Source organism: Methanobrevibacter sp., from assembly GCF_015062985.1.
Lineage (GTDB): Archaea > Methanobacteriota > Methanobacteria > Methanobacteriales > Methanobacteriaceae > Methanocatella.
In genome coordinates this window covers 45,379-65,653 of the sequence record NZ_SUTI01000009.1, presented here as the reverse complement: position 1 = coordinate 65,653, position 20,275 = coordinate 45,379, and the positions used below count along the sequence as shown (strand labels likewise).

Annotated in this window: 21 protein-coding genes; 10 read left to right on the top strand and 11 right to left on the bottom strand. The window is 33.8% G+C overall.

Features of this window, described 5'->3' with window-relative positions; genetic code table 11:
* The first annotated feature begins 6 nt into the window (after window positions 1-6).
* The 4 genes from cofD (at window position 7) to atwA (ending at window position 4,108) form a co-directional block, all read left to right on the top strand.
* Window positions 7-912 (top strand): 2-phospho-L-lactate transferase, encoded by a 906-nt coding sequence (cofD, locus tag E7Z77_RS05730; RefSeq protein WP_292751257.1) that lies wholly within the window; start codon window positions 7-9, stop codon window positions 910-912.
* Between the two features lie 21 nt (window positions 913-933).
* On the top strand, window positions 934-1,695 hold the full coding sequence (locus E7Z77_RS05725) for a GTP cyclohydrolase III (protein ID WP_292751254.1): 762 nt from the start codon (window positions 934-936) through the stop codon (window positions 1,693-1,695).
* 30 nt (window positions 1,696-1,725) lie between these two features.
* A complete protein-coding gene (locus E7Z77_RS05720; RefSeq protein WP_366510248.1) occupies window positions 1,726-2,436 on the top strand; it encodes an MJ0144 family RNA dihydrouridine synthase-like protein in 711 nt (236 codons plus the stop codon).
* Window positions 2,437-2,509: 73 nt separating this feature from the next.
* Complete coding sequence (gene atwA, locus E7Z77_RS05715; RefSeq protein WP_292751248.1) at window positions 2,510-4,108, top strand: methyl coenzyme M reductase system, component A2; 1,599 nt, start codon at window positions 2,510-2,512, stop codon at window positions 4,106-4,108.
* Window positions 4,109-4,114: 6 nt separating this feature from the next.
* Here the strand turns inward: atwA and E7Z77_RS05710 are convergent, their stop codons facing one another.
* The gene (locus E7Z77_RS05710) at window positions 4,115-4,804 is read right to left on the bottom strand and encodes a SprT family zinc-dependent metalloprotease (protein WP_292751246.1); all 690 of its coding nucleotides are present in this window, start codon (window positions 4,802-4,804) and stop codon (window positions 4,115-4,117) included.
* 177 nt (window positions 4,805-4,981) lie between these two features.
* Between E7Z77_RS05710 and E7Z77_RS05705 the strand changes: the two genes are divergently transcribed.
* The 3 genes from E7Z77_RS05705 to hemA are packed head-to-tail and all read left to right on the top strand — an operon-like array spanning window position 4,982 to window position 7,282.
* A complete protein-coding gene (locus E7Z77_RS05705) occupies window positions 4,982-5,464 on the top strand; it encodes a methanogenesis marker 9 domain-containing protein (RefSeq protein WP_292751243.1) in 483 nt (160 codons plus the stop codon).
* A gap of 1 nt (window position 5,465) precedes the next feature.
* Entirely contained in the window at window positions 5,466-6,086 is a 621-nt protein-coding gene (locus E7Z77_RS05700; RefSeq protein ID WP_292751240.1) for a bifunctional precorrin-2 dehydrogenase/sirohydrochlorin ferrochelatase, read from the top strand.
* Window positions 6,083-7,282, top strand: coding sequence for a glutamyl-tRNA reductase (hemA, locus tag E7Z77_RS05695; RefSeq protein ID WP_292751237.1), 1,200 nt, complete (start codon window positions 6,083-6,085; stop codon window positions 7,280-7,282). Before E7Z77_RS05700 ends, hemA begins: the two co-directional genes overlap by 4 nt.
* A gap of 14 nt (window positions 7,283-7,296) precedes the next feature.
* On the opposite strand, the gene E7Z77_RS05690 is transcribed toward hemA, so the two are convergent.
* Entirely contained in the window at window positions 7,297-8,421 is a 1,125-nt protein-coding gene (locus E7Z77_RS05690) for an AAA family ATPase (RefSeq protein ID WP_292751234.1), read from the bottom strand.
* 90 nt (window positions 8,422-8,511) lie between these two features.
* On the opposite strand from E7Z77_RS05690, the gene E7Z77_RS05685 reads away from it, so the two are divergent.
* Both E7Z77_RS05685 and E7Z77_RS05680 read left to right on the top strand, forming a co-directional pair.
* Window positions 8,512-9,579, top strand: coding sequence for a metallophosphoesterase (locus tag E7Z77_RS05685; protein ID WP_292751232.1), 1,068 nt, complete (start codon window positions 8,512-8,514; stop codon window positions 9,577-9,579).
* Between the two features lie 35 nt (window positions 9,580-9,614).
* Window positions 9,615-10,124 (top strand): zinc ribbon domain-containing protein, encoded by a 510-nt coding sequence (locus E7Z77_RS05680; protein ID WP_292751229.1) that lies wholly within the window; start codon window positions 9,615-9,617, stop codon window positions 10,122-10,124.
* On the opposite strand, the gene E7Z77_RS05675 is transcribed toward E7Z77_RS05680, so the two are convergent.
* Together E7Z77_RS05675 and E7Z77_RS05670 are read right to left on the bottom strand one after the other, a co-directional pair.
* Window positions 10,121-10,957 (bottom strand): TIM barrel protein, encoded by an 837-nt coding sequence (locus E7Z77_RS05675; protein ID WP_292751226.1) that lies wholly within the window; start codon window positions 10,955-10,957, stop codon window positions 10,121-10,123. The genes E7Z77_RS05680 and E7Z77_RS05675 overlap by 4 nt on opposite strands.
* A 35-nt stretch (window positions 10,958-10,992) precedes the next feature.
* Window positions 10,993-12,009, bottom strand: coding sequence for a phosphorylating glyceraldehyde-3-phosphate dehydrogenase (locus tag E7Z77_RS05670; RefSeq protein ID WP_292751224.1), 1,017 nt, complete (start codon window positions 12,007-12,009; stop codon window positions 10,993-10,995).
* Between the two features lie 147 nt (window positions 12,010-12,156).
* Here E7Z77_RS05670 and E7Z77_RS05665 point away from each other — a divergent pair, with 147 nt between their 5' ends.
* Complete coding sequence (locus E7Z77_RS05665; RefSeq protein WP_292751220.1) at window positions 12,157-12,924, top strand: alpha/beta hydrolase; 768 nt, start codon at window positions 12,157-12,159, stop codon at window positions 12,922-12,924.
* A 2-nt stretch (window positions 12,925-12,926) separates the two neighbouring features.
* On the opposite strand, the gene E7Z77_RS05660 is transcribed toward E7Z77_RS05665, so the two are convergent.
* The 7 genes from E7Z77_RS05660 to E7Z77_RS05630 all read right to left on the bottom strand — a co-directional run bounded on the left by E7Z77_RS05660 (window position 12,927) and on the right by E7Z77_RS05630 (window position 20,133).
* Entirely contained in the window at window positions 12,927-13,130 is a 204-nt protein-coding gene (locus E7Z77_RS05660; protein ID WP_292751218.1) for a heavy-metal-associated domain-containing protein, read from the bottom strand.
* A 30-nt stretch (window positions 13,131-13,160) separates the two neighbouring features.
* A complete protein-coding gene (locus E7Z77_RS05655) occupies window positions 13,161-15,026 on the bottom strand; it encodes a cation-translocating P-type ATPase (RefSeq protein WP_292751215.1) in 1,866 nt (621 codons plus the stop codon).
* Between the two features lie 60 nt (window positions 15,027-15,086).
* Window positions 15,087-15,359 (bottom strand): metal-sensing transcriptional repressor, encoded by a 273-nt coding sequence (locus E7Z77_RS05650; protein WP_292751212.1) that lies wholly within the window; start codon window positions 15,357-15,359, stop codon window positions 15,087-15,089.
* A 103-nt stretch (window positions 15,360-15,462) separates the two neighbouring features.
* Window positions 15,463-16,560 carry a DNA topoisomerase IV subunit A gene (locus E7Z77_RS05645; RefSeq protein ID WP_292751208.1) on the bottom strand — a complete coding sequence of 366 codons (1,098 nt, stop codon included), beginning with the start codon at window positions 16,558-16,560 and terminating at the stop codon, window positions 15,463-15,465.
* Between the two features lie 9 nt (window positions 16,561-16,569).
* Window positions 16,570-18,273: a DNA topoisomerase VI subunit B gene (gene top6B, locus E7Z77_RS05640; RefSeq protein WP_292751205.1), complete on the bottom strand. Its 1,704-nt coding sequence runs from the start codon at window positions 18,271-18,273 to the stop codon at window positions 16,570-16,572.
* A gap of 342 nt (window positions 18,274-18,615) precedes the next feature.
* Window positions 18,616-19,233 carry a KH domain-containing protein gene (locus E7Z77_RS05635; protein ID WP_292751203.1) on the bottom strand — a complete coding sequence of 206 codons (618 nt, stop codon included), beginning with the start codon at window positions 19,231-19,233 and terminating at the stop codon, window positions 18,616-18,618.
* A gap of 93 nt (window positions 19,234-19,326) precedes the next feature.
* Window positions 19,327-20,133: a hypothetical protein gene (locus E7Z77_RS05630; RefSeq protein WP_292751200.1), complete on the bottom strand. Its 807-nt coding sequence runs from the start codon at window positions 20,131-20,133 to the stop codon at window positions 19,327-19,329.
* Window positions 20,134-20,275: the final 142 nt, after the last annotated feature.

Genomic DNA, 20,275 nt, shown 5'->3' with positions numbered 1-20,275 from the left:
GATATTATGATTACTGTTTTATCTGGGGGAACTGGCACTCCAAAATTATTGCAAGGATTAAAGGAAATTATAAATCCTTCTGAACTGGCGATTATTGTAAATACATTAGAAAATGATTACTTTTCAGGTGTTTATGTCTCAGCGGACATTGATACTGTTCTGTATACAATGTCAGATATGATTAACGACGAATTATGGTACGGCGTTAAGGGTGATACTTTCGTCACTAATGAAAGACTTGCAGAAATCGGATGTCCGGAACTACTTAGAATTGGAGATATTGACCGTGCAACCAAAATACAGAAGACACAATTAATGAAAAAGCATGGTCTTTTAAAAGCTGTCGAGATTCAAGCAAAAAATATGGGTATTGAATCAAGAGTCATTCCAATGAGCGAAGATGATTCTGAAATTAAAATCATCACAGATATGGGCGAATTGGAGTTTCATGATTTTTTAATCAAGCATCAGTCCCAACCTGAAGTTTTAGACCTCAAGTTTTCTGAAGTGTCTCCAACAAGAGGAATCATTGAATTGATTAGGAATTCTGATGCTGTAATTATTGGTCCTTCAAATCCGATTACTTCAATTTCACCAATCCTGTCATTGGAAGGTGTTCGTGAGGCTTTAAAAGATACCTATGTTATTGCCGTATCTCCGATTATAGGTTCAGACTCTGTTTCAGGTCCGGCCAGTAAATTTATGAAAGCATTGGATATTGAAGTTTCATCTGTTGGAGTTGCATCATTATATAAGGATTTCTTAGATGTTATGGTAATCGACAATAAAGACGATGACAAAAAAATTAAGGTAAACCAAATAATTAATAAGGTAATAGTTACAAATACAATAATGAATAATTTAGATGCTAAAATAAATTTGGCTGAAATTATTATTGATAGTATTCCTTAATAAGGAAAAGGCGGTTATTCAATGATACAAATGACTTTAATACAAATTGACAATTATGGTCCTTGGACTGTTACTCCGAGGCCAAGAACTGAATCTGATTTGCAAATGTTACAAGCGAGTTTATTCGCTGATTTAAACAATCATTTTGGAAATAAAAAAGGTTTAGTTTTCTTTACAAGATTCGATAATTTACTTGCTATTTCAAACGGTCTTGATGAAGAAGACCATTTAAGAATTCAAAGATCAATTAGAAACAGATACCCTATAACTATAAGTATGGGTGTTGGTGCTGCTGAAACTCCACATGAAGCTCAAAAATTGGCCACTATTGCACTCCAAAAAGCAGGCAGTGCTCAGTCTGGCGAAAGAAAAGAAATTTTAGCTATCGACAGTTTGGTTAGTGAAGAGGATAGCTTTGTTCAAGCAGCTCACATTGACATTAATAGCGTTACTGAAACTTTAACAGACATAGAATCAGCTTTTGATACCAGTTTTATGGTAAACAAAGCTCAACATTACTTAATGACCAAATTAATCAAGAAAGGAGCATTATTGTTCTTCATTGGGGGAGATAACTTCATGTCTCCGTGCAACGGTTTGTCTGAAAAGGAAATTGAAGACATAATGGTTGAAATCGATGAAGAAATAGGCATTAAACTCAAGGCCGGTATCGGTAGAGGTAAAAATGCGGAAGATGCAGCTTACATGGCTGATATAGGTCTCGAAGAGATTCGTGCTAATAATAATGAAATGTGGACATGGGTCATTGAAAAAGAATACTGAGGCTTGTTCATGCTTAAAGTAGTTGCGCCTATGGCTGGGATAACAAACGCTGATTTTTTAAATAAGGTTATTCCATGCGGATTTAATGTGGCTACTTTAGGAGGATACAGTTTAGATGATTCTACAATTGAAGCAAGTAAGAAAATCATCGAAAGGGGAAGAAAAGAGTTTGATTTTCCATTAGATGAAATTTTTGCCCATATTGAAAAGGAAGTTGCTTCAATTAAAGAACTTCACAGTAATGTGAAAGTTTCTGCCAATGTTCGTGCAACAACTCCACAACCAATTATTGAAGTTGGTAACATTAAAAACTTGGATATTGTTGAAATTAACTGCCATTGTCGTCAAGATGAAATTTTAGCTATTGGTTGTGGGCAAAATATGTTGTTGCGTTCGGATTTATCTGATTTTATTTCTCAAATTGTTGATAATGTTGAAAGTGAAGTGTCAGTTAAAATCAGGGCTAATGTTGAAGGCATAGACACTTTTAAGATTGCAAGTTTGATTGAGGATGCCGGTGCTGATTACTTGCACATTGATGCAATGAAAAAGGGTGTTTTTGAAGCAGATTGGAATCTTTTAGAAAAAATTTGCAATGATGTGGACATAAAGGTCATTGGAAACAATTCTGTAAACTCTCAAGAAAATCTTATGAAAATGATTTCTACTGGTGTTGACGGGTTTTCGATAGCCCGTTCAGTAATTTCTGGAAAATTAGATTTTAATATTACTGATTTTTGATATTTTAAAACAATTGTTATTAGAAACTTATATTAATAGTTGAAAATAAAGATTATCTTAATAAGGTGATTTCATGGATTTTATAACACTTAAGAATATTAGAAAAACTTTTGATGGTGTTGATGTTCTTAAAAATATTAATTTAAAGATTGGCGAAGGAGAGACTTTAGGTATATTGGGGCGTAGTGGAACTGGAAAATCTGTTTTAATTAACATGCTTAGAGGAACATTAGATTACAAACCGGATGAAGGTCAGATTATTATTAATGCAGCGGTTTGTCCGGAATGTTTGGCTGTAGATTCTCCATCTCATGCAGGTGAAAAATGTAGTTGCGGAGCAACTTTGGAATTAAAGGAAATTGATTTCTTTAATTGCGAAAGGAAATTATTTGCAAGTGTTAAAAGAAGAATTTCCATCATGTTGCAACGTAACTTTGCGTTATACGATGAAGAAACAGTTATTGAAAATGTTATGAGAGCAATGCCTGAAGGTAAAGGATACGAAGAAAGCATATATGAAGCATTAGAATTATTGGAAATGGTTCAAATGAACCATAGGATTACACACATTGCTCGTGACTTAAGTGGTGGAGAAAAACAGAGAGTTGTACTTGCAAGACAATTGGCTAAATCTCCAATGATGTTTTTAGCTGATGAACCGACAGGTACTTTGGATCCACAAACTGCAGTAAAACTTCACAATACCTTGAAGGAAGGTGTTAAAGATGAAGGAATCACCATGGTAATTACTTCACACTGGCCGGAAGTAATGACTGAACTTGCTGATAATGTAATTTGGTTAGAAGATGGTCAAATTAAAGAAGAAGGAGACCCTCATAAAGTTGTAGATGAATTCATGGCAACAGTTCCTGTTCCTAAAAAACCAGAAATTCCAGAATTTGGTGAACCGGAAGTTGTTCTTGAAGATGTCAAAAAACATTATTACTCTATTGAACGTGGAGTTGTAAAGGCTGTGGATGGCGTAAGCTTAACAATCAATAAAGAGGAAATATTCGGTATTGTCGGTTTAAGCGGTTCAGGTAAAACAACCACCACACGTATGTTAATGGGATTAACCGAACCAAGTAGTGGTGACATAAGAATAAAGCTTGGTGATGAATGGATTGACATGACAAAAGTTGGTCCTCTTAACCGTGGACGTATCATGCCTTATATTGGATTATTGCACCAAGAATATTCATTATATCCTCACAGGGATATTCTCGGTAATTTAACTGATGCTATTAGTTTGAATTTGCCTGCTGAATTCGGTAAGATTAAGGCAATTCATGCGTTAACCACTGTTGGTTTCACTGATGATGTTGCCGTAGGCATTCTTGATAAATATCCTGATCAATTAAGTGTAGGGGAAAAACATAGGGTTGCTTTAGCTCAAGTTTTAATCAAGGAACCTAATTTGATTGTTTTGGATGAACCGACAGGTACAATGGATCCTGTTACTCGTGTTATCGTAACTGATTCTATTTTGAAAGCACGTGCTGAATTAGAACAGACATTCATTATCATTTCTCACGATATGGACTTCGTATTGGATGTTTGTGACAGAGCTGCTTTAATGAGAGGAGGTAAACTCCTAGACATAGGAACTCCTGAAGAAATAGTTGATAAATTAACAGTTGATGAAAAAGAAGATATGCTTAAAGATAGATAATTCTTCTTATTCATTTAATTCTTTTTTTATTTTTTTCCAGTTTGGACAAAATTGGTCCATCAATTTTTTAAATTTTTTTCCATGGTTAAATTCAATTAGATGGCATAATTCATGGGTTAATACATATTCTAAACATATGGATTTCTTTTTAGCTAAATTCAAATTAAGGGTTATCACACCATTCTGTTTGCAGTTTCCCCAATTTTTCATTTTTCTCACTTTTACTTCTTTTGGATGCCTCCCCACTTTTTTGCTGCATTTACTTAAAGCGGATGGAATTGCATATTGAAGTTCCTTTCTGTAAAATTCATTTAGGGTCTTCTCCCTTTTTTCAATTGTGCTTCTGTTAGGCACAGGAAGATATAGAATTTCCTTTTCTTTATCAACAAATGCCTGAGTGATTTTGCGGTTTTTAATTAGTTGTAAAGTGTATTCTTCACCCCATAAAGAATGTTTTTCGCCTGTTGTGTATTTTAGTGGCGCTTTTATTTTATTGTTTAAAATCAGTTGTTGTTTTTTCAATATCCATTCTTTGCGTGATTTAACGAACTCAGAAATATCATTTTCAGATAAGAATAGTGGTGCGGATACTTTCACTTCTCCGTTCGGTGGTAAAACTCGAAGATACATGTTTTTGATATTTTTTCTTTCTAAAGTGATTTGGATATCTTCAATAATGATATTTTCTCGGTTCATAATTATCTATATTTAAATAAGTCATGATATTTTAAAAACTTTTTTTATAATGCTCCTTTCGGATTTAATTCAATAGACTTTTTATAAAAAAGGTTATATATTCATTGTTTTAATAAATTATATTAATATTTATAATTATCTGATTATAAGAAATGAAATTATTTTTGGAGGTTTATCATGACTTGGGAAGATGCACCATCTCATATTTGCAGAGGGGGAGATGTAAGGGGACTTGCTTTTTGTTGTCCTCCAGTTAAACCATGCCCAGTTTTAAATGCATTGCATGAAGTTAACTTAACTCCTCAGGAGTTCATCAACATTAAAATTCAATTTGGAAAAGAAACTAGATTAGGGGAAGGAGCAGGAACTTGTTTTGGCTCACTTGTATGGTGTTGCAAACCGTCTAAACCTTGTCCGTTAAGAGATATGACTTTAAGGAATATGGGCATGAGTCATGATGAATATCTGGACTTAAAAAAAGAATTGTCTGAAAGGTTAGTTGGTGTAAATAAACCTGATCCTGATGAAAGAGCAGAAGCATTAGCTGAAACATTCCATGTATCTAAACTTGAAGCTATGAATGTTTTAACTGAATGCAATAATGATTTAAGAGCTGCTGTAAAAGTTTTACATGCAAAATCTCTTGAAAATTCTGATTAAAATGGATTGGACTTCTCTTTATTTGAAAACTTCTAATCTGAATGTTTTTATTTTAGGCACAGGCGAAGTTGCAACAAGAAGAGCAAACAAATTTTTGGATCATGGCGCTAATGTAAGGTTGGCGGGGACTAAACTTCCATCTGAATTGGAATATAAAGGGGCTGTTTTGTATTCCACACAGGATGTCGATGAACTGGTTGAGTGGTCTGATTTGGTTGTTGTTGCCAGTGCTGATGAAGAGTTGTCTGATTATGTCTGCGGGATTGCTGAAGGTAAATTGGTTAATCGAGCAGATTTTCCGCAAAAAGGGGACATCATTGTTCCAACAAGCTTTAATATTGGGGAAATTGAAATATCTATTTTTACTAATGGCAAAAGTCCATTAATGGCTCGTCAGCTTCGAAAGAAAATACAATCAATTATTACTGAGGAGGATATTCTGGAAATTGAACTTCAGGACTATGCAAGGACTAACTTGAAAAATATGGTTGAAAGTCAAAAGGAGCGTAAAGAATATCTTTATAGAATATTTGAGGATGAAAAAATTAATGAATTAATCGGAAACGGTGAAATTGACGAGGCAAAAGATTATATTGATAATTTAATAAGGGGATTAATTTGATACTTAATTTAAGAGTTGACCATAAGATTGCTGATATCCAGTCAATGGAAGTTATTTCAAAGGATATTGATGAGCTATTTTGGAATTTGCAAGAAAAGTATTCTATTGGGGAGTACATTGAAATTTCCACTTGCAATAGGAAAGAATATTATATTAATAATGACGATATTCCTGAAGATGAGGAACTATTATCTCATGAGAATAGGAGCATTGTAATTGAATATGGCCAATCTGCCGTAATGCATCTTTTGCGTATGACCTCTGGTTTGGAATCCATGATTGTCGGTGAAGATCAGATTTTGGGCCAGGTTAAGGATGCTAAGCATAAGGCTATGAAAGAGCACCATTGTGGAAAGGTTTTGGATACTGTTTTTACAAAAGCCATTCATGTAGGTCAGGTTGTTAGAAATAAGACCAATATCAATAAGGGTTCTGTTTCTATTGGTTCTGCAGCGATTGATTTGGCTGAAAAACATATTGGATGCCTTGATGATAAGTCTGTTTTGGTTATTGGTGCCGGAAAAATGGGAAAATTGGTTGCTAAAGCCCTCGCTGAAAAAGATTTAAACGCTATTTTTGTTGCAAATAGGACATATTATGTTGCCGTTGACCTTGCAAAAGATTTGGGCGGACAAGCAATATTGTTCCATGATCTGGAAAAGTATTTGGCTACTGCGGATGTTGTAATCAGTGCAACAAGCGCACCACATCCGATAATTACCAAAGAACGTCTTTTAAAAATTGATATGGATTATGAAAATTTGATGATGGTGGATATTGCAAATCCTCGTGACATTTCCGATGATGTTTGCGAATTGGGAGTCAAGTCTTTCAATATTGATGATTTGAGAGAGATAGCTGAGATAAATACCAACCTCAGAAAAAAGGAATTCGGTGAAGCTGAAAATATCATAAACGATGAGTTTATTTTACTTAAAGAATCCTTTAAAATAATGGAAGTTGATGAATTACTTGGCAATTTAAGAGCATCAATGGAAGATATAAGACAACGTGAAACTCAAAAAGCTATTGTTAAGATGGCTGATGTAGATGGTAGCGTAAAAATCTTAGATAATTTGACAAATTCCATTGTCAATAAGATATTTTATGATATTTCTAAAAAAGTTAAAAAGGCTGCAAAAGAAGAGGATGAAGAGATTCTTGCAGCATGCGAATATATTTTTAATTCTGATTAAATTGGATGTTTGTTTTATTCAAACATTCCTTTTACATCACTATTTTTAATTTTCATTGAATTTATAGCATAATCAATGTTTTTTGCGGTAATTGTTTCACAATCGTTAGCAATCGCATTGTGAAGAGCGGTTTTGAGAATTTTTTCTTTTATGTCTCTGCCGGACAGTCCTTTAGTATGTTTGACAATTTTATTCAAATCCAATTCGTAGTCTAAAGGCATTGTTTCAAGATTATTTTTTATTATTGTTAATCTTTCTTCATCTGTAGGCAATTTGAATTCTATTTCCTCTTCAAATCGGCTTCTTATTGCGAAATCTAGTGAAGTAGGATTATTTGTTGCACCAATTGTTATCACTGATTTATTTTCAATGATTCCATCCATTTCAGTTAAAAGGGAGTTTACAATTTCGGAAACATCTCCTCTCAGTGATTGAAAAGATCTGTGGAGTGCGACAGCATCCATTTCATCTATAAATATTATTGATGGTGAATTTTCGCTGGCCTTTTTGAACAGGTCATGAATTTTGGATGCACCATCTCCGACATGGTCCCCAATTAATGATGTTGCTTTGATTAGGTATAACGGAACTTCAAGCTCGTTAGCAAGCGCTTTTACAAGCATGGTTTTGCCAGTACCTGGAAGTCCGTAAAACAGAATATTTTTTGGAGCCCATGGTCCGAATTTTTCAGGATTTTCCAGATATTTTGTAATGACTTTCACTTTATTTTTGGCATTTTCTTGCCCGACAATATCTGAAAGGAGTATATCTGATTTAAATTTGTTTTCGTCTTTTTTGTTTTTCAATTCATCATTGATAAGCTTGATTTTTGTGTTTTCAGATATTATGGAGTTATTTGGTTTTGCTTTCACTATTTCAAAACCGTAGTCCGGTATGATTTTTTGATCAAACAGGTGTGAGTTTTCACGAACAACCAAACCCAGCCACTGTTCGCGGGCATATTCTTCAAACAGTTCCTTGTTGGTAATTTCAATGTTTTCATCCATCAAATTAAATTCAAACGGATAACCAACAGGCTTCAAAACAACACATTCGGCATATTCTCGGTTTTCGATTTCTTTAATGGGTTGTTTTTGGTTAGTTGTTTTCAGTTCTTGCTTTTTGTTGTCACTTTTCAAATAACTCACCTCCGATATTTTTCACATATCTACATTGTTTTTAATTATTTAAATAGTTGATGAGATATATTAATTTAGAGAGGTTCCCTCATGAGTTTTCGAACAAGAAGAGTAGTATTAAGCACACCATTCTACATGTTATTTGAGTTCTTTTTACTTAAATATCTGTTTTTATTGTTTGGAGGAGTTAATGATACTTATTTAATTGTATTGGTTATTTTGATAGGTTTGCTGCGTTGCATTCCGACATTTTTAGAACTCAGAAAATCAACACGCATCGGAAGGCTTTTAGCAACAATCGATGGTGTCTGGATGTGGGCTTCATTAATGATTTTTATTGATATTATTGTTATTTATGTGCTTGGAATGTTTATATCATTGCCATTTGAATTGATATTGTGTATGGTTTTAATCGTACCGATATTGGGCATCTATAATTATTATAAAGCCCATAAGCTGGTTGTCAATGAAAAGACATTAATATTTGATAACCTGTCTCATGACATTAACATTGCACATTTGTCTGATGTTCATTTTGGTTCTGTACGCCATAGGGAAATTATAAAATCAATAGCTGATAAATTAAAGGAACTTGAAGATGAATGTGATGTGGCTATTATTTCCGGAGATTTGTCTGATGGTTCATCAGTTGTTGAAATAGATGACTTTTTAGATTTTAAAGAAGTTAACATGCCTATAATTTTCACTCCGGGCAATCATGATTTCTATATTGGAATTGATAATGTCATATCAGCGTGTAAAAATGCAGGTATTGTTGTTTTAGATGATGAGCGAAAGGAATTTGGGGATTTGAACATTTTTGGTTTAACATATAGCTTTGAAGACAGGCCTGTTCCAAAAATTGATGAGAGCTGTTTAAATCCGGATAAAATTAACATTATCAATTATCATGTTCCATATGACTGGGAGAAATTTTCTTCTTTAGGTTTTGATATTCAGCTTTCAGGACATACCCATGGAGGGCAGTTTTATCCTGTAGTGAATTTTTCAAATATTCTTTTCAGGTATAATAAAGGTCTTTTTAAAAATGGTTCCGGCAAATATTTGCATGTTACAACAGGTGTGGGTTCGATGGATACTCCAATGAGATGGGGAACTGATTCTGAGATAGTGCTCTTGAAATTAAGAAAATCATAGATTTTATTAAATTGAATGTTCAAAATAATAATTGTATGACTATAGACGACCATAATCATTTTTGTATTTATTGCGGAGCCAAGTTGGTTCCTGACCAGAATTTTTGCTCACAGTGCGGAAGGGAGGTTATGCATGATAAAGCTCCCGAAATTGTTGTTACTTCAAAATATGATGATACCATTGAAAAAATTGAACAGGATTATGATATTAAACAAAAAAGAGCAAAGGAATTGGTGAATAAGCTGTTCGATCCAAACCATATGGCTTATAATAAGTTTTCATCTTCAATTGACAAATCAAATCAGTTGTTCAATAATCAATTGGAAATTACAAAAAAGATGATTGAACTGGATGTTGATAATAATGAACTTGTCGAAGGTGAAATCGATAATAAAATTAAAACACTCCAGACATTCATTGACAAAATGGAAGATTTAATCAATGAACTTGTTATCAACTTAAGCACTAATAAAAAGGATAATGATGATATAAATAATCTATTCAATGACATGGACGATTTGATCCATTCCGTTAAAGATTATTAAATCATTTCTTCATATATTTTTTTCATTTTCAGTGAATCTATGTCCCTGAGAGGAGTTTCACATATTATATTTGCATTCCATCCATTGTCAATCAGGTTAGACAACAAATCCCTAATATTTGGACCGTATTCATCACTTTCATCCAATGTATGATGTTTCACTTCACCGCCACGCCCATATTCGATGGTTGTAAAGTGACAGTGCAACATGTCAATGTCCAAATTGTCTTCAATTGTTGAAAAGATGCAATTGTAATCCTCTTTCTTATTTAAAAAGCCCCTGCCTCTTGCATGGACATGTGCAAAATCGATTGTTGGTTCAAAATGGTCAAAACTTGCACAAAGTTCAACAACTTCCCCCACATTTCCAAGTTGGGTTCTTTTTCCGGTAGTTTCAGGAGCAAAAGTAAACTCTTCAATTCCTTCAGCTTCAAGTTCTTCAAATAAGCGATTGACGGTATTCTTTGATATTTCCATGGCCTTTTCAGGTTTTCTTTTTAAATATGCTCCGGGGTGGAAAACCAATCTGTAAGCACCCATCCATTCTCCAGCGCGGGCCGCCGCTATCAGGTGACCTATGCTCTTTTCAATTTTTTCTTCTTCTTTTGCACATAAATTGATATAATATGGGGCATGCATTGAAACCAAAACATCATGTTTTTGGGATTCTTCCTTTAATGTGGTTGCAGCTTTTTCCCCGATTCGCACTCCGTAAGGGGACTGGTATTCATAGGATTCGAGTCCTTCTTCATTAATGTATTTTGGTGCTTTATAAGCTGGACCTTTATAATCAACTGGACTTCCTGCAGGTCCAAAAAGTACTCTGTTTTTCATTTAAATCTTTAAAAAAATAGTAAAAAATAGGGAATTTAGAATATTCCCATAGCTTTGTTAGTTTTTGCAATTGATTTTTCGTTGTCACTTTCCATTTCTAAAAGTGCACGAATAGCATCAATGTTTTCAGGTATTACGTCAGATTCTTGGTGTACTGCCTGCATGTAGAATAATTCATTGTCTACAACATTAATGGATTCTTTCCAAACTGGAATTTCATATAAATCATTCCTGTTTCTTCCGAGTTCTTTTGCATATTCCATTAATTCAGCAGTTGAACCTAAACCTTCTTCCGCAGAAACGACAAGTACTCTTGAACGTTTTTCCAAAGCTTCAATAATTTCTTCAGTTTCAACATCGTTGTTGATTTCAACCATAATGTTGTGTTGGTGCATTAAGGTAGTAGGTACGAGTAATGCCATTGTTGTTACATCAATACCTTTCATTACAGTTTTTACATCAGGACCGTGGTGAGAAGGTACTTTTGGAGGATTTGGAACAATTGCATTAATTGGTCCTTTTTTGATTTCGGATGGATCTGATCCTCTTCTTACCATAACGGCTCTTACTTTTTTAATGTCTGCAATTGGATCAATTGTAGATAATGTACGTGTTAAACCAGTAGTGTTACATGATACGACTCTGGTGTAATCTGCACCATATGAATCATCATAATTAGAAATAGCGTTAAATGAAAGACCTGTTAACTCATGGTCTTCTCCACCTTGATAAATTGCTTTAACACCAGCTTTTTTATACATTTCAAGGTTTTGAGGTCCGATACTTCCAGGAGTACAATCGACAACCACATCTGCTTCTTGAATCATGTCTTCAACAGTACCGGCTATTTCAATTCCAGCATCTTTGAACATTTGTTCTCTTTCCGGAATTCCAATGTATAATGGATAGCCTTTTTCTTCAACAGCTGTTCTTGCTTCATAGTTTGGTCTAGTTTTACTTACACCAACTATCTTCATGTCATCTTGAGCAGCAACAGCATCAGCCACTCTTTTACCGATGGTTCCATAACCATTAATAGCAACAGTTTTCATTTCAATCCCTTTTTTATTTATAATAAATTTAAAAAAATATTATATGAATTAAGATTTGTTATTTAACTTATTTAAAATTTGATGATTAATTTTGATGTAAATCTAATTATTTAAATTATTTAAATTTGTTATAACTTAATAATTAATATGAATTATAAATTAGAGGGCAGTGGTGAAACTTTAGTTTTTATTCACGGACTATCAGATAATTTGCTTTATTGGGAGCTTTTGGCGTCTGACCTAAAAAAATCTTATCAGATTTTAAGGATTGATTTAAGAGGTCATGGCGGTTCTGAGTTAGGCAGTGATGAAATTACTCTTGATACATACGTTCAAGACTTAAAAAACCTTTTAGATGAGCTGAAAATTCAAAATGTTAATTTGATAGGATTTTCATTGGGAGGTATTGTTGCGCTTGATTTTATCAGGAGATATCCGGAGGCCGTATCCTCATTGGTGTTGATGTCCAGCTTTTACAAGGTGGATAGTCCTTTGGAGGATGTTTTCGCCCAATTTAGGAATGCCCTTGAAAAGAGTTTCGGCGAGTTCTATGATTTAATCCTGCCGATGGTTTTATGTCCGGAGGTTATTGAGAATAATAGGGAAGAGCTTAAATTTTTAAAGGAGATTGCTTCAGAAACTGCCAATACAGAAGCATATATTAAGGCGATAGATGCTTCTTCGAATGTAAATTTTGAGAGGCTTCTATCACAAATCGATGTGCCTACATTAATTTTAGCCGGCAAATATGATGAGATAACTTCACTAGATTCGCAAAAGGATTTGCAGAGCAAAGTTAAAAATTCTAGGATAATCATCTTCGACGATACAAAACACAATCTGCTTGTTGGAAAAAATAATGTGGAAATAATAGGTATATTAAAAAATTTTTATAAAAAAAGAAATGAAGAATAGGGTTATTCTACTTTGAAACCTGCTTCTTCAACAGCATCGTTGATATCTTCATCACTTACATCGCCGGATAGGGTGATTGTTGTGATTCCAGAATCTAAATCCGCTTTAGCTTCTTCAATTCCATCAACATCTGTTAAACATAATTCTACAGCTTTTACGCATGATGGGCAGTGCATACCCACTACTTTAATTTCTTTTTCAGCCATAATTAATCACCTTATTATCGATATGTATAATTATGTCATTGCATTATTTATAGTTTTAGTTATGCCTAACTTTTTGGTTTTTTCCTTGTCATTATCGGATATTCTGTATCTTGCCAGTGTTGTTGAATAGAGTATTACAATAACGGAACCTATATTGTGTATTAATGCCCCTTCAATAGGATTTAAGATTCCTAAAATTGCCAGAGCCATAGCTATCATATTCAAAGTTAATGCAAATCCTATGTTTATGTTTATTATTTTTATTGTTTTTCTTGCAATTCCAATTAATTGGTGAATATCTTCTATATTATCGTTTATTAGTGCAATATTTGCAGCTTCCACGCTGATATCACTTCCCATATTGCCCATTGCAATTCCGACATTTGCTTTTTTAAGGGATGGTGCATCATTTATTCCGTCTCCAATCATTGCAACTTTATGTCCAAGAATTTGTTCCTCGGCAATGTAATTGGTTTTATCTTCCGGTAAACAATTGAATTTAACATTTCGAATCTTAATTTGTTCAGCGACATGTTTTGCAGTTTTTTCGTTGTCTCCAGTTAATAGTGTTGTTTTAATTCTTAATCGTTTAAGATTTTGAATTGTTTGTTGGGAGGTTTCACGCAATGTATCTGCGAGATATACTTTTCCTATTAATCCGCCTTCTTTTGCCACGTATATTATAATTTCGCCGTTTGTGATTGGGTCATCGGAGTTAAAGGAAATATTTTTGGATTCCATAAATCTTCTATTTCCGGCAATAACTTTTGTTCCATTTATTTCCCCGCTAACGCCCTGCCCAAGTATCATTTTAAAATTTTCTACATTGGCCAAATTGCTGTTATCATAATGTTTGACTATTGCCCTTGCAAGAGGATGTTCTGATTCGGATTCAAGAGATGCAAGCAAATACATTAACTCTTGAGGATTATCTGAGACAACATCAATGACTTTCGGTGTGCCTTCGGTTAATGTTCCGGTTTTATCGAATATGAATTCACTAACATGAGCCAGCTCTTCAAGGGATTCACCATCTTTTACCAAAATACCGTATTTTGTCAGATTTCCAATCGCTGCCATAATTGCTGTTGGTGTGGCCAGAACTAATGCGCACGGGCAGAATACTACTAAAATTGTAACGGATCTTATTATTTCAAATGTAAATAAGTATGTCAGTATGGCAGCTATAAACGCCAATACAACAATTATTGTCGCCCATTTATCTGCAGTTCTAACAATTTTTGAATTTTCAGGTTTAGAGGATTCAACCAATCTTATTAATTTTTGGAGAGAACTCTCTTGGCTGATTTTTGTGGTTTTCATAGTAAATGAACCATAAAGATTGGTTGTCCCGCTATAAATCTCATCATTTTTTGTTTTATCCACTGGAAGAGATTCTCCAGTTAATGTGGATTCGTCAATTGAAGTTTCACCTTGGATTATAATGCCGTCTGTTGGTATGCTTTCACCGGGAAGCACTTTTAAGATATCTCCGACTTGTACATTTTCGACAGATATTTTTTCTTCAATGCCATCTTTAATTCTTGTTGCAATTTGAGGTGTCATTTTCGAAAGCTCTTCAATTTTTCCTTGTGTTTTTTTTACAGTATACTCTTCTAAAAATCCTCCAATGGCCATGATTGTAGCGATTTCACCTGCTGCAAATATTTCACCGATTAGAATGGATGCAATAATTGCAATTGTTACAAGCAAATCTGCTTTTATGTCAAATTCACTTATCAGTCCTTTTACACATTCTTTGAATATTGGCACTCCACACAGAATGACTGCAATCCATGCAATGTAATCGAGAGATAGGATAAAACTGCCAATCACGCTTACTGTGGAGATAATTATAAGTAGAATATCTACCTTTTCATTTCTACTAAAATTCATATTAAACAGCCCCAATAGTATAGGTATACCCCATAGGGTATAATGTTATTTTAAAAAAAATTAAATCCTGGAGTAGTATTCTAAAATTGATGAAAGATCACTTATTGCTTCATCTGAATCTTTGTCTTCAATAGCTTGTTTTACACAATGTTCTAAGTGTCCTTCAACAATGATGTGTCCTACTTTATGTAATGCGGATTTTGATGCATTTACTTGCATTAATATTTGTTCACAAGGAATATCTTCGTCAATCATACGATCAATTGCATTTAATTGTCCTATGATTTTTTTAAGTCTCCTATGTAAATTTTCGCTATCCATACATTCTTTCAAAATAACACATCCTATACCTATGGGGGTATATAGTTCTTTTAGTATATAAATGTTATCTTAGAAATATTTTAAAAAAAATAAAAAAAGGAGGAAAATATCAAGCTCATGCTTGATTTTCCATTTCTTCAAATTTGGCTGGGAAGTATTCGTCTACAACGTATTCAAGCCCATATTTGGAGAAAGATTGCTGTTCTGCTTTTTTACCAATTTTAAGCATCTTTTTAATTTCTGTTTGCCAGAAATCAGTTTTATACCTTGGGTCTTTAGCAAGCTCTTTAAGTCTCATGACGTCAACATCTTTGAGTTTATCAGTCGGTAAGTCATAATTGATAATATCAGATGCTGTTACTCCGATAAATTTGGCGTCAGGAGTAGCGAGGTCATGGTTAACGTGAGCTAGTTTTGCACTTCCAGAAATAATTACCTGTGCAATGTGGAATCCCCAAGGGTCTCCGTCGTTACAGATGTATACTGGAAGGTCAAGTTCTGTGTTGACTCTTTTAATAAACCTTCTTGTAGCACGTGCGGCTTGTCCTTTAAGCCCAACAATTAAACAATTAAATCTTTCATGAGCATTTTCTTGGACTAACCTGTGGAACATTCCCATTGTTTCCACTGCCAATACTTTGTCTACATTATGATCTAAGAAGTCTACTTGGTCAATTGTAGGTGATATTGTATAACCAGATTTTCCCATTTTTGAAGCATTAACTTCCACTTCATCAAGTAAAGTAATGTCTCCATATACGGATGCACCGTCTTCTTCTGGCATTAAACCTAAGTCTTCACGGGTAGTACCTAGTGTTACTTCCAAATCCTCTCCAACGATGTTGGATTCTTGCTGTGATTTAAAACTGATTCCCCAACCTTCGGAAACATAGTACATTTCCCTGATGGTTGCTGTTTTTTCACGGGCCACTAAGTCTTTACAGAAATTAGCAACATAAACCATCTGTCCTAATTTTCTGATTTGTTTCACGTTTCCTAATGATCTTCTACCATATCTGTCGCCTAATACATAGTATCTTTTTGCATCATCATAAACAATGTTTCCAGTACCACGTGAAGGAACTCTGATGTTAGGAACTTTATTTTTTTCAATCTCTTCAATGATTTCCTGACCTAAACCTTTTAATTTGTTATAGGTGTATTCTTTCCTGAGTTCTTTATGTGATTTGCCTTCTTGTTCCGCTTTAGTCATTTAAATCACCTATTCGTCCTCAAATTCTTCTTCATCATCATCTTCCATGAAGCTGTCTAATGTGGAATCGCTGTTTTCAACAACATGTCCGAATTCATCAACTTCTTCCATGATGAGTGCATCAAGTACTTCTTCTTCCTCTTCTTCATCAACTGTTTCACCAAGCAATTCTGCAAGCGCTCTTTTAGTAACTTTTGCCAGGACTTCCTGATATTCAGGAACTCCGGTTTCACCAAGTTTTGCAGCTTCTTCGATGATAACAGGAACATATTCTTCAAATACTTTGGAACGTTTTTCTTTTTCTTTAGCTGCTCTTTTAGCCCTGATATGTTTTTGTAATTTACGGGCTAATTTCATTGTTGCCTGTCTGATTTCGTGAACGATTTCAGGTTCTGGTGATACGCTCTGTTTACCTGTTGAGAGATATGGTACCTGTGTTGAGATAATGTTTACAAATAAAGTTAATGGTGTATTGTCCATGTCTTTTAAACCGTAACGTTTCCAATCGATACTTTTAAGAGCTTCTGTAATCGCACAGCTACCTGCATCAAAGGTTAATGGAACTCTATTTGCGAATCTCATAATTTCAGATTTTCTTTTTTCGTTAGTTACTCTTCCTGCATTTCCACCATATGCAAGACCGGCTTCAATAATAAATGAAACACCACCTTGGTAGGTTACTGGTTTTCTTGTAATAGTTGTGACAAATTCCGGTTTGAGAATCTGTTTCATACCTTTTTCAATCTGTTCGGATCCGATTGGTATGAGTCCGTCTGTTGGCGGTGCCATAAATTTCATTTTCTTAAAACAGTGAACAATAGCTTCTGCTTCAGGGAATGTCATAGCTTTTGGACGTTTGTTCATGTCAATTCCAGTCATTTCTGCGATTTCATCCACTCTTTTGTTGGACATTCTTGAAAGTGATGAAGTTAGCATGCTTTTATATCTTCTGCTGTCAGTATTTTTAGCCATTGTCATTAAATCATCAGCACTTACACCTTTAGGGTGAGGCAATACTTCTTTTGGTTGTACTGGAACAACATCTGCTGCCCTTTTGAAGATATATTTGTGTCCGGATGGGTCTCTGAATGTGATTCTTGCATGAGGGTTTCCAATCATGGTTCTTCTGATGTATTCGAAAGCACCTTGTTCTGCAAGGGAGTAAGACACGTCTTTAAATTGCAATTCAATACATACTCCAGTACTTTCAGCAGGATAATCCTCTCTTTCCATTAAAATTCCACGGTTGTTTTCCACATCCATTTGGAATTTCATTTTTACTCCTTTAATTTCATCTCCTTCTTTGTAACATGAAATTACACGAGCAGGTTTACCGGTTGTCATTTGGGATAAAAGTACACATCCACTACAACCTAAACCCTGTTGTCCTCTGGATTGTATGTTTCTGAATTTGGATCCTGCAAACATCATACAGTATACTTGCATTACGTAGTCTTCAGGAATTCCCGGACCGTTATCCTTGTGTTTCAAGATGTAATGTTCCTTGTCAACACGTTTTAATTCGATGTCAATGTCCGGCAAGATTCCCGCTTCTTCACATGCATCAAAACTGTTTGTAATCAGTTCGTGGAATACAATAGTTAAGGAACGGATTTTACCGGTAAATCCTAACATCTGCTTGTTTTTCCTAAAGAACTGGGATGGAGTTAATCTGTCAAAGTCTTCATCCCAATCAATTCCTTGTTGAGCCAATATTTTTCCTCCTAAAATTATATATGTTTTAGTTTATTATGTGATGTTATATTTAAATCAAGTCAGAGAGCATTTGAAAAGTAATATTTTTACAGCACCCTATATGACTTGTAGAAATATGTGGTAAAATAATAATTTTAAAACATGTAGAAAATATAGTATTTACACTATGCTATCTATATATATTTGTTAAAGTATATAATAGTTTGCTATTATTGACATAATTTTTATAGTATTCTTTGATTAAAATATAGCTAATATTGTAATGTTTCTTTGATATGAAATTTCATGGAAATTTTCATAATCAATTTATAAAATAAAAAAAGTTAGGAGGGTTAGCTCCTAGTAGTCTTTTTCATCGAAGTCGATTCCATCTTTAAATTCGATTTTATCTTCTTCGATTCCAACCAATTCATTGAATTCTTTTCTTTTTAAATCTTCTTTTTTATGTTCTAAAAAGCCATAGACGGATTTATGCCTTGATCCATTTAAAATCATTTCAATAGCTTCTTTAGCAACCATTATATTGTCCATTTCACCGATTAATGAAACAGTTTTTCCGTAAATCGCCATATCCACTTCAGCCATTTCCATTATTATTTCACGAGTTTTACCGTCTTTTCCAATAATTCTACCTTTGTGTCTTGCAAGGGCTTTTTTTGATTTGCCTATATATAGCGGCAAGCTGATTACTTCTAAATAAATATCATCACTGACTAATTTGAGTGCAACTTCGGGATTAAATCCTCGAGCTACAGCTTTAACAATATGATTTGCATTCCATACGCCTAGTGGATCTTCCATATCTTCTCTAGGTGTAATATAAACTGTTCCTTCCTCACTGTCTATATCGAGAATAGTTCCAGTTGCATTTTCAATGGACTTCTTAACTTTTCCATTGCTTCCAATTAATGCCCCTACTCTATTTTGAGGTATTTTTAAATAATCAGTTTCTGGCATAATTTCACCTTTTTTTCTTTGAATTACAATTAATAATAGTTATTTAATCGAAGTTATTTAAAATTTAGGTTGAAAACATCAGTTCAAAATCAATCAGTCATCATCATTCTTATTTGATTCTTGCAACCTATCAATTTTGTTGTTCAATTCTTCGAATTGTTTGTTAAAGTGTTTTGTTAAAATTCCTGCTGTTAAAGTTGCGGTACCTACGCCGGATAACAGATAACCTCCCCAAACCAAAATGATATCGTCGATTTTTCCAATAATGGAGTCTCCTAGAACAGTATATCCATTACTGGTAAATGCATTTGAAACCATAACGAGTGAATCTAGTGCATTGACATTTTCGGCAATTTGGGTAATAAAAAAACTAACGAAGACTAATATGAATAATATGATTATTGTTATTCCCAAACCATTTGATTGAGTATATTCCCTAAATTTGTCATAATATAGTTTTATTAGGTAAATGAATACTGGGATATGGATTAAATCAAGTAGCCCTATAAGACTGAAACCAAATAATATGTAATTTAAAGATCCATATGGAATTAATAAGAATAGTAAAATTTTATTTTTTAAGGAACTTTTATCCAATGTAGTTGCAATATATAATGAAAGAATAATGTCGAATATCACAAAATAGATTATATCCGATTCGATGAAAATGAAGGAATATAATAGATTTGTAAAACAGAATCCCATCATTATCAAGTAGAATATTTGCCTTAATGAATGGAGTTCTTCTTCAGGGAAATATTCCTTGGGATTCAGCACTCTACTATTACTATTTTTTACCCTTTTTGAAATAACTTCAACAATCCCCACCAATATCAAGAAAACAATTACTTCTAAAATAAATGGGAATATATGACTTTGATTTAGTTCCAATCCTAACATAATTTTATATTTTTAATATTATTGTTATTAATATTTTACGTATGTATTGGAAAGATGCTCTATTGACTATCAGATTGTGTTTGGCTTTGATAACCCCATATGATAGGAGAAATTCATTTTTCAACAAAGAAATTTCACTTTT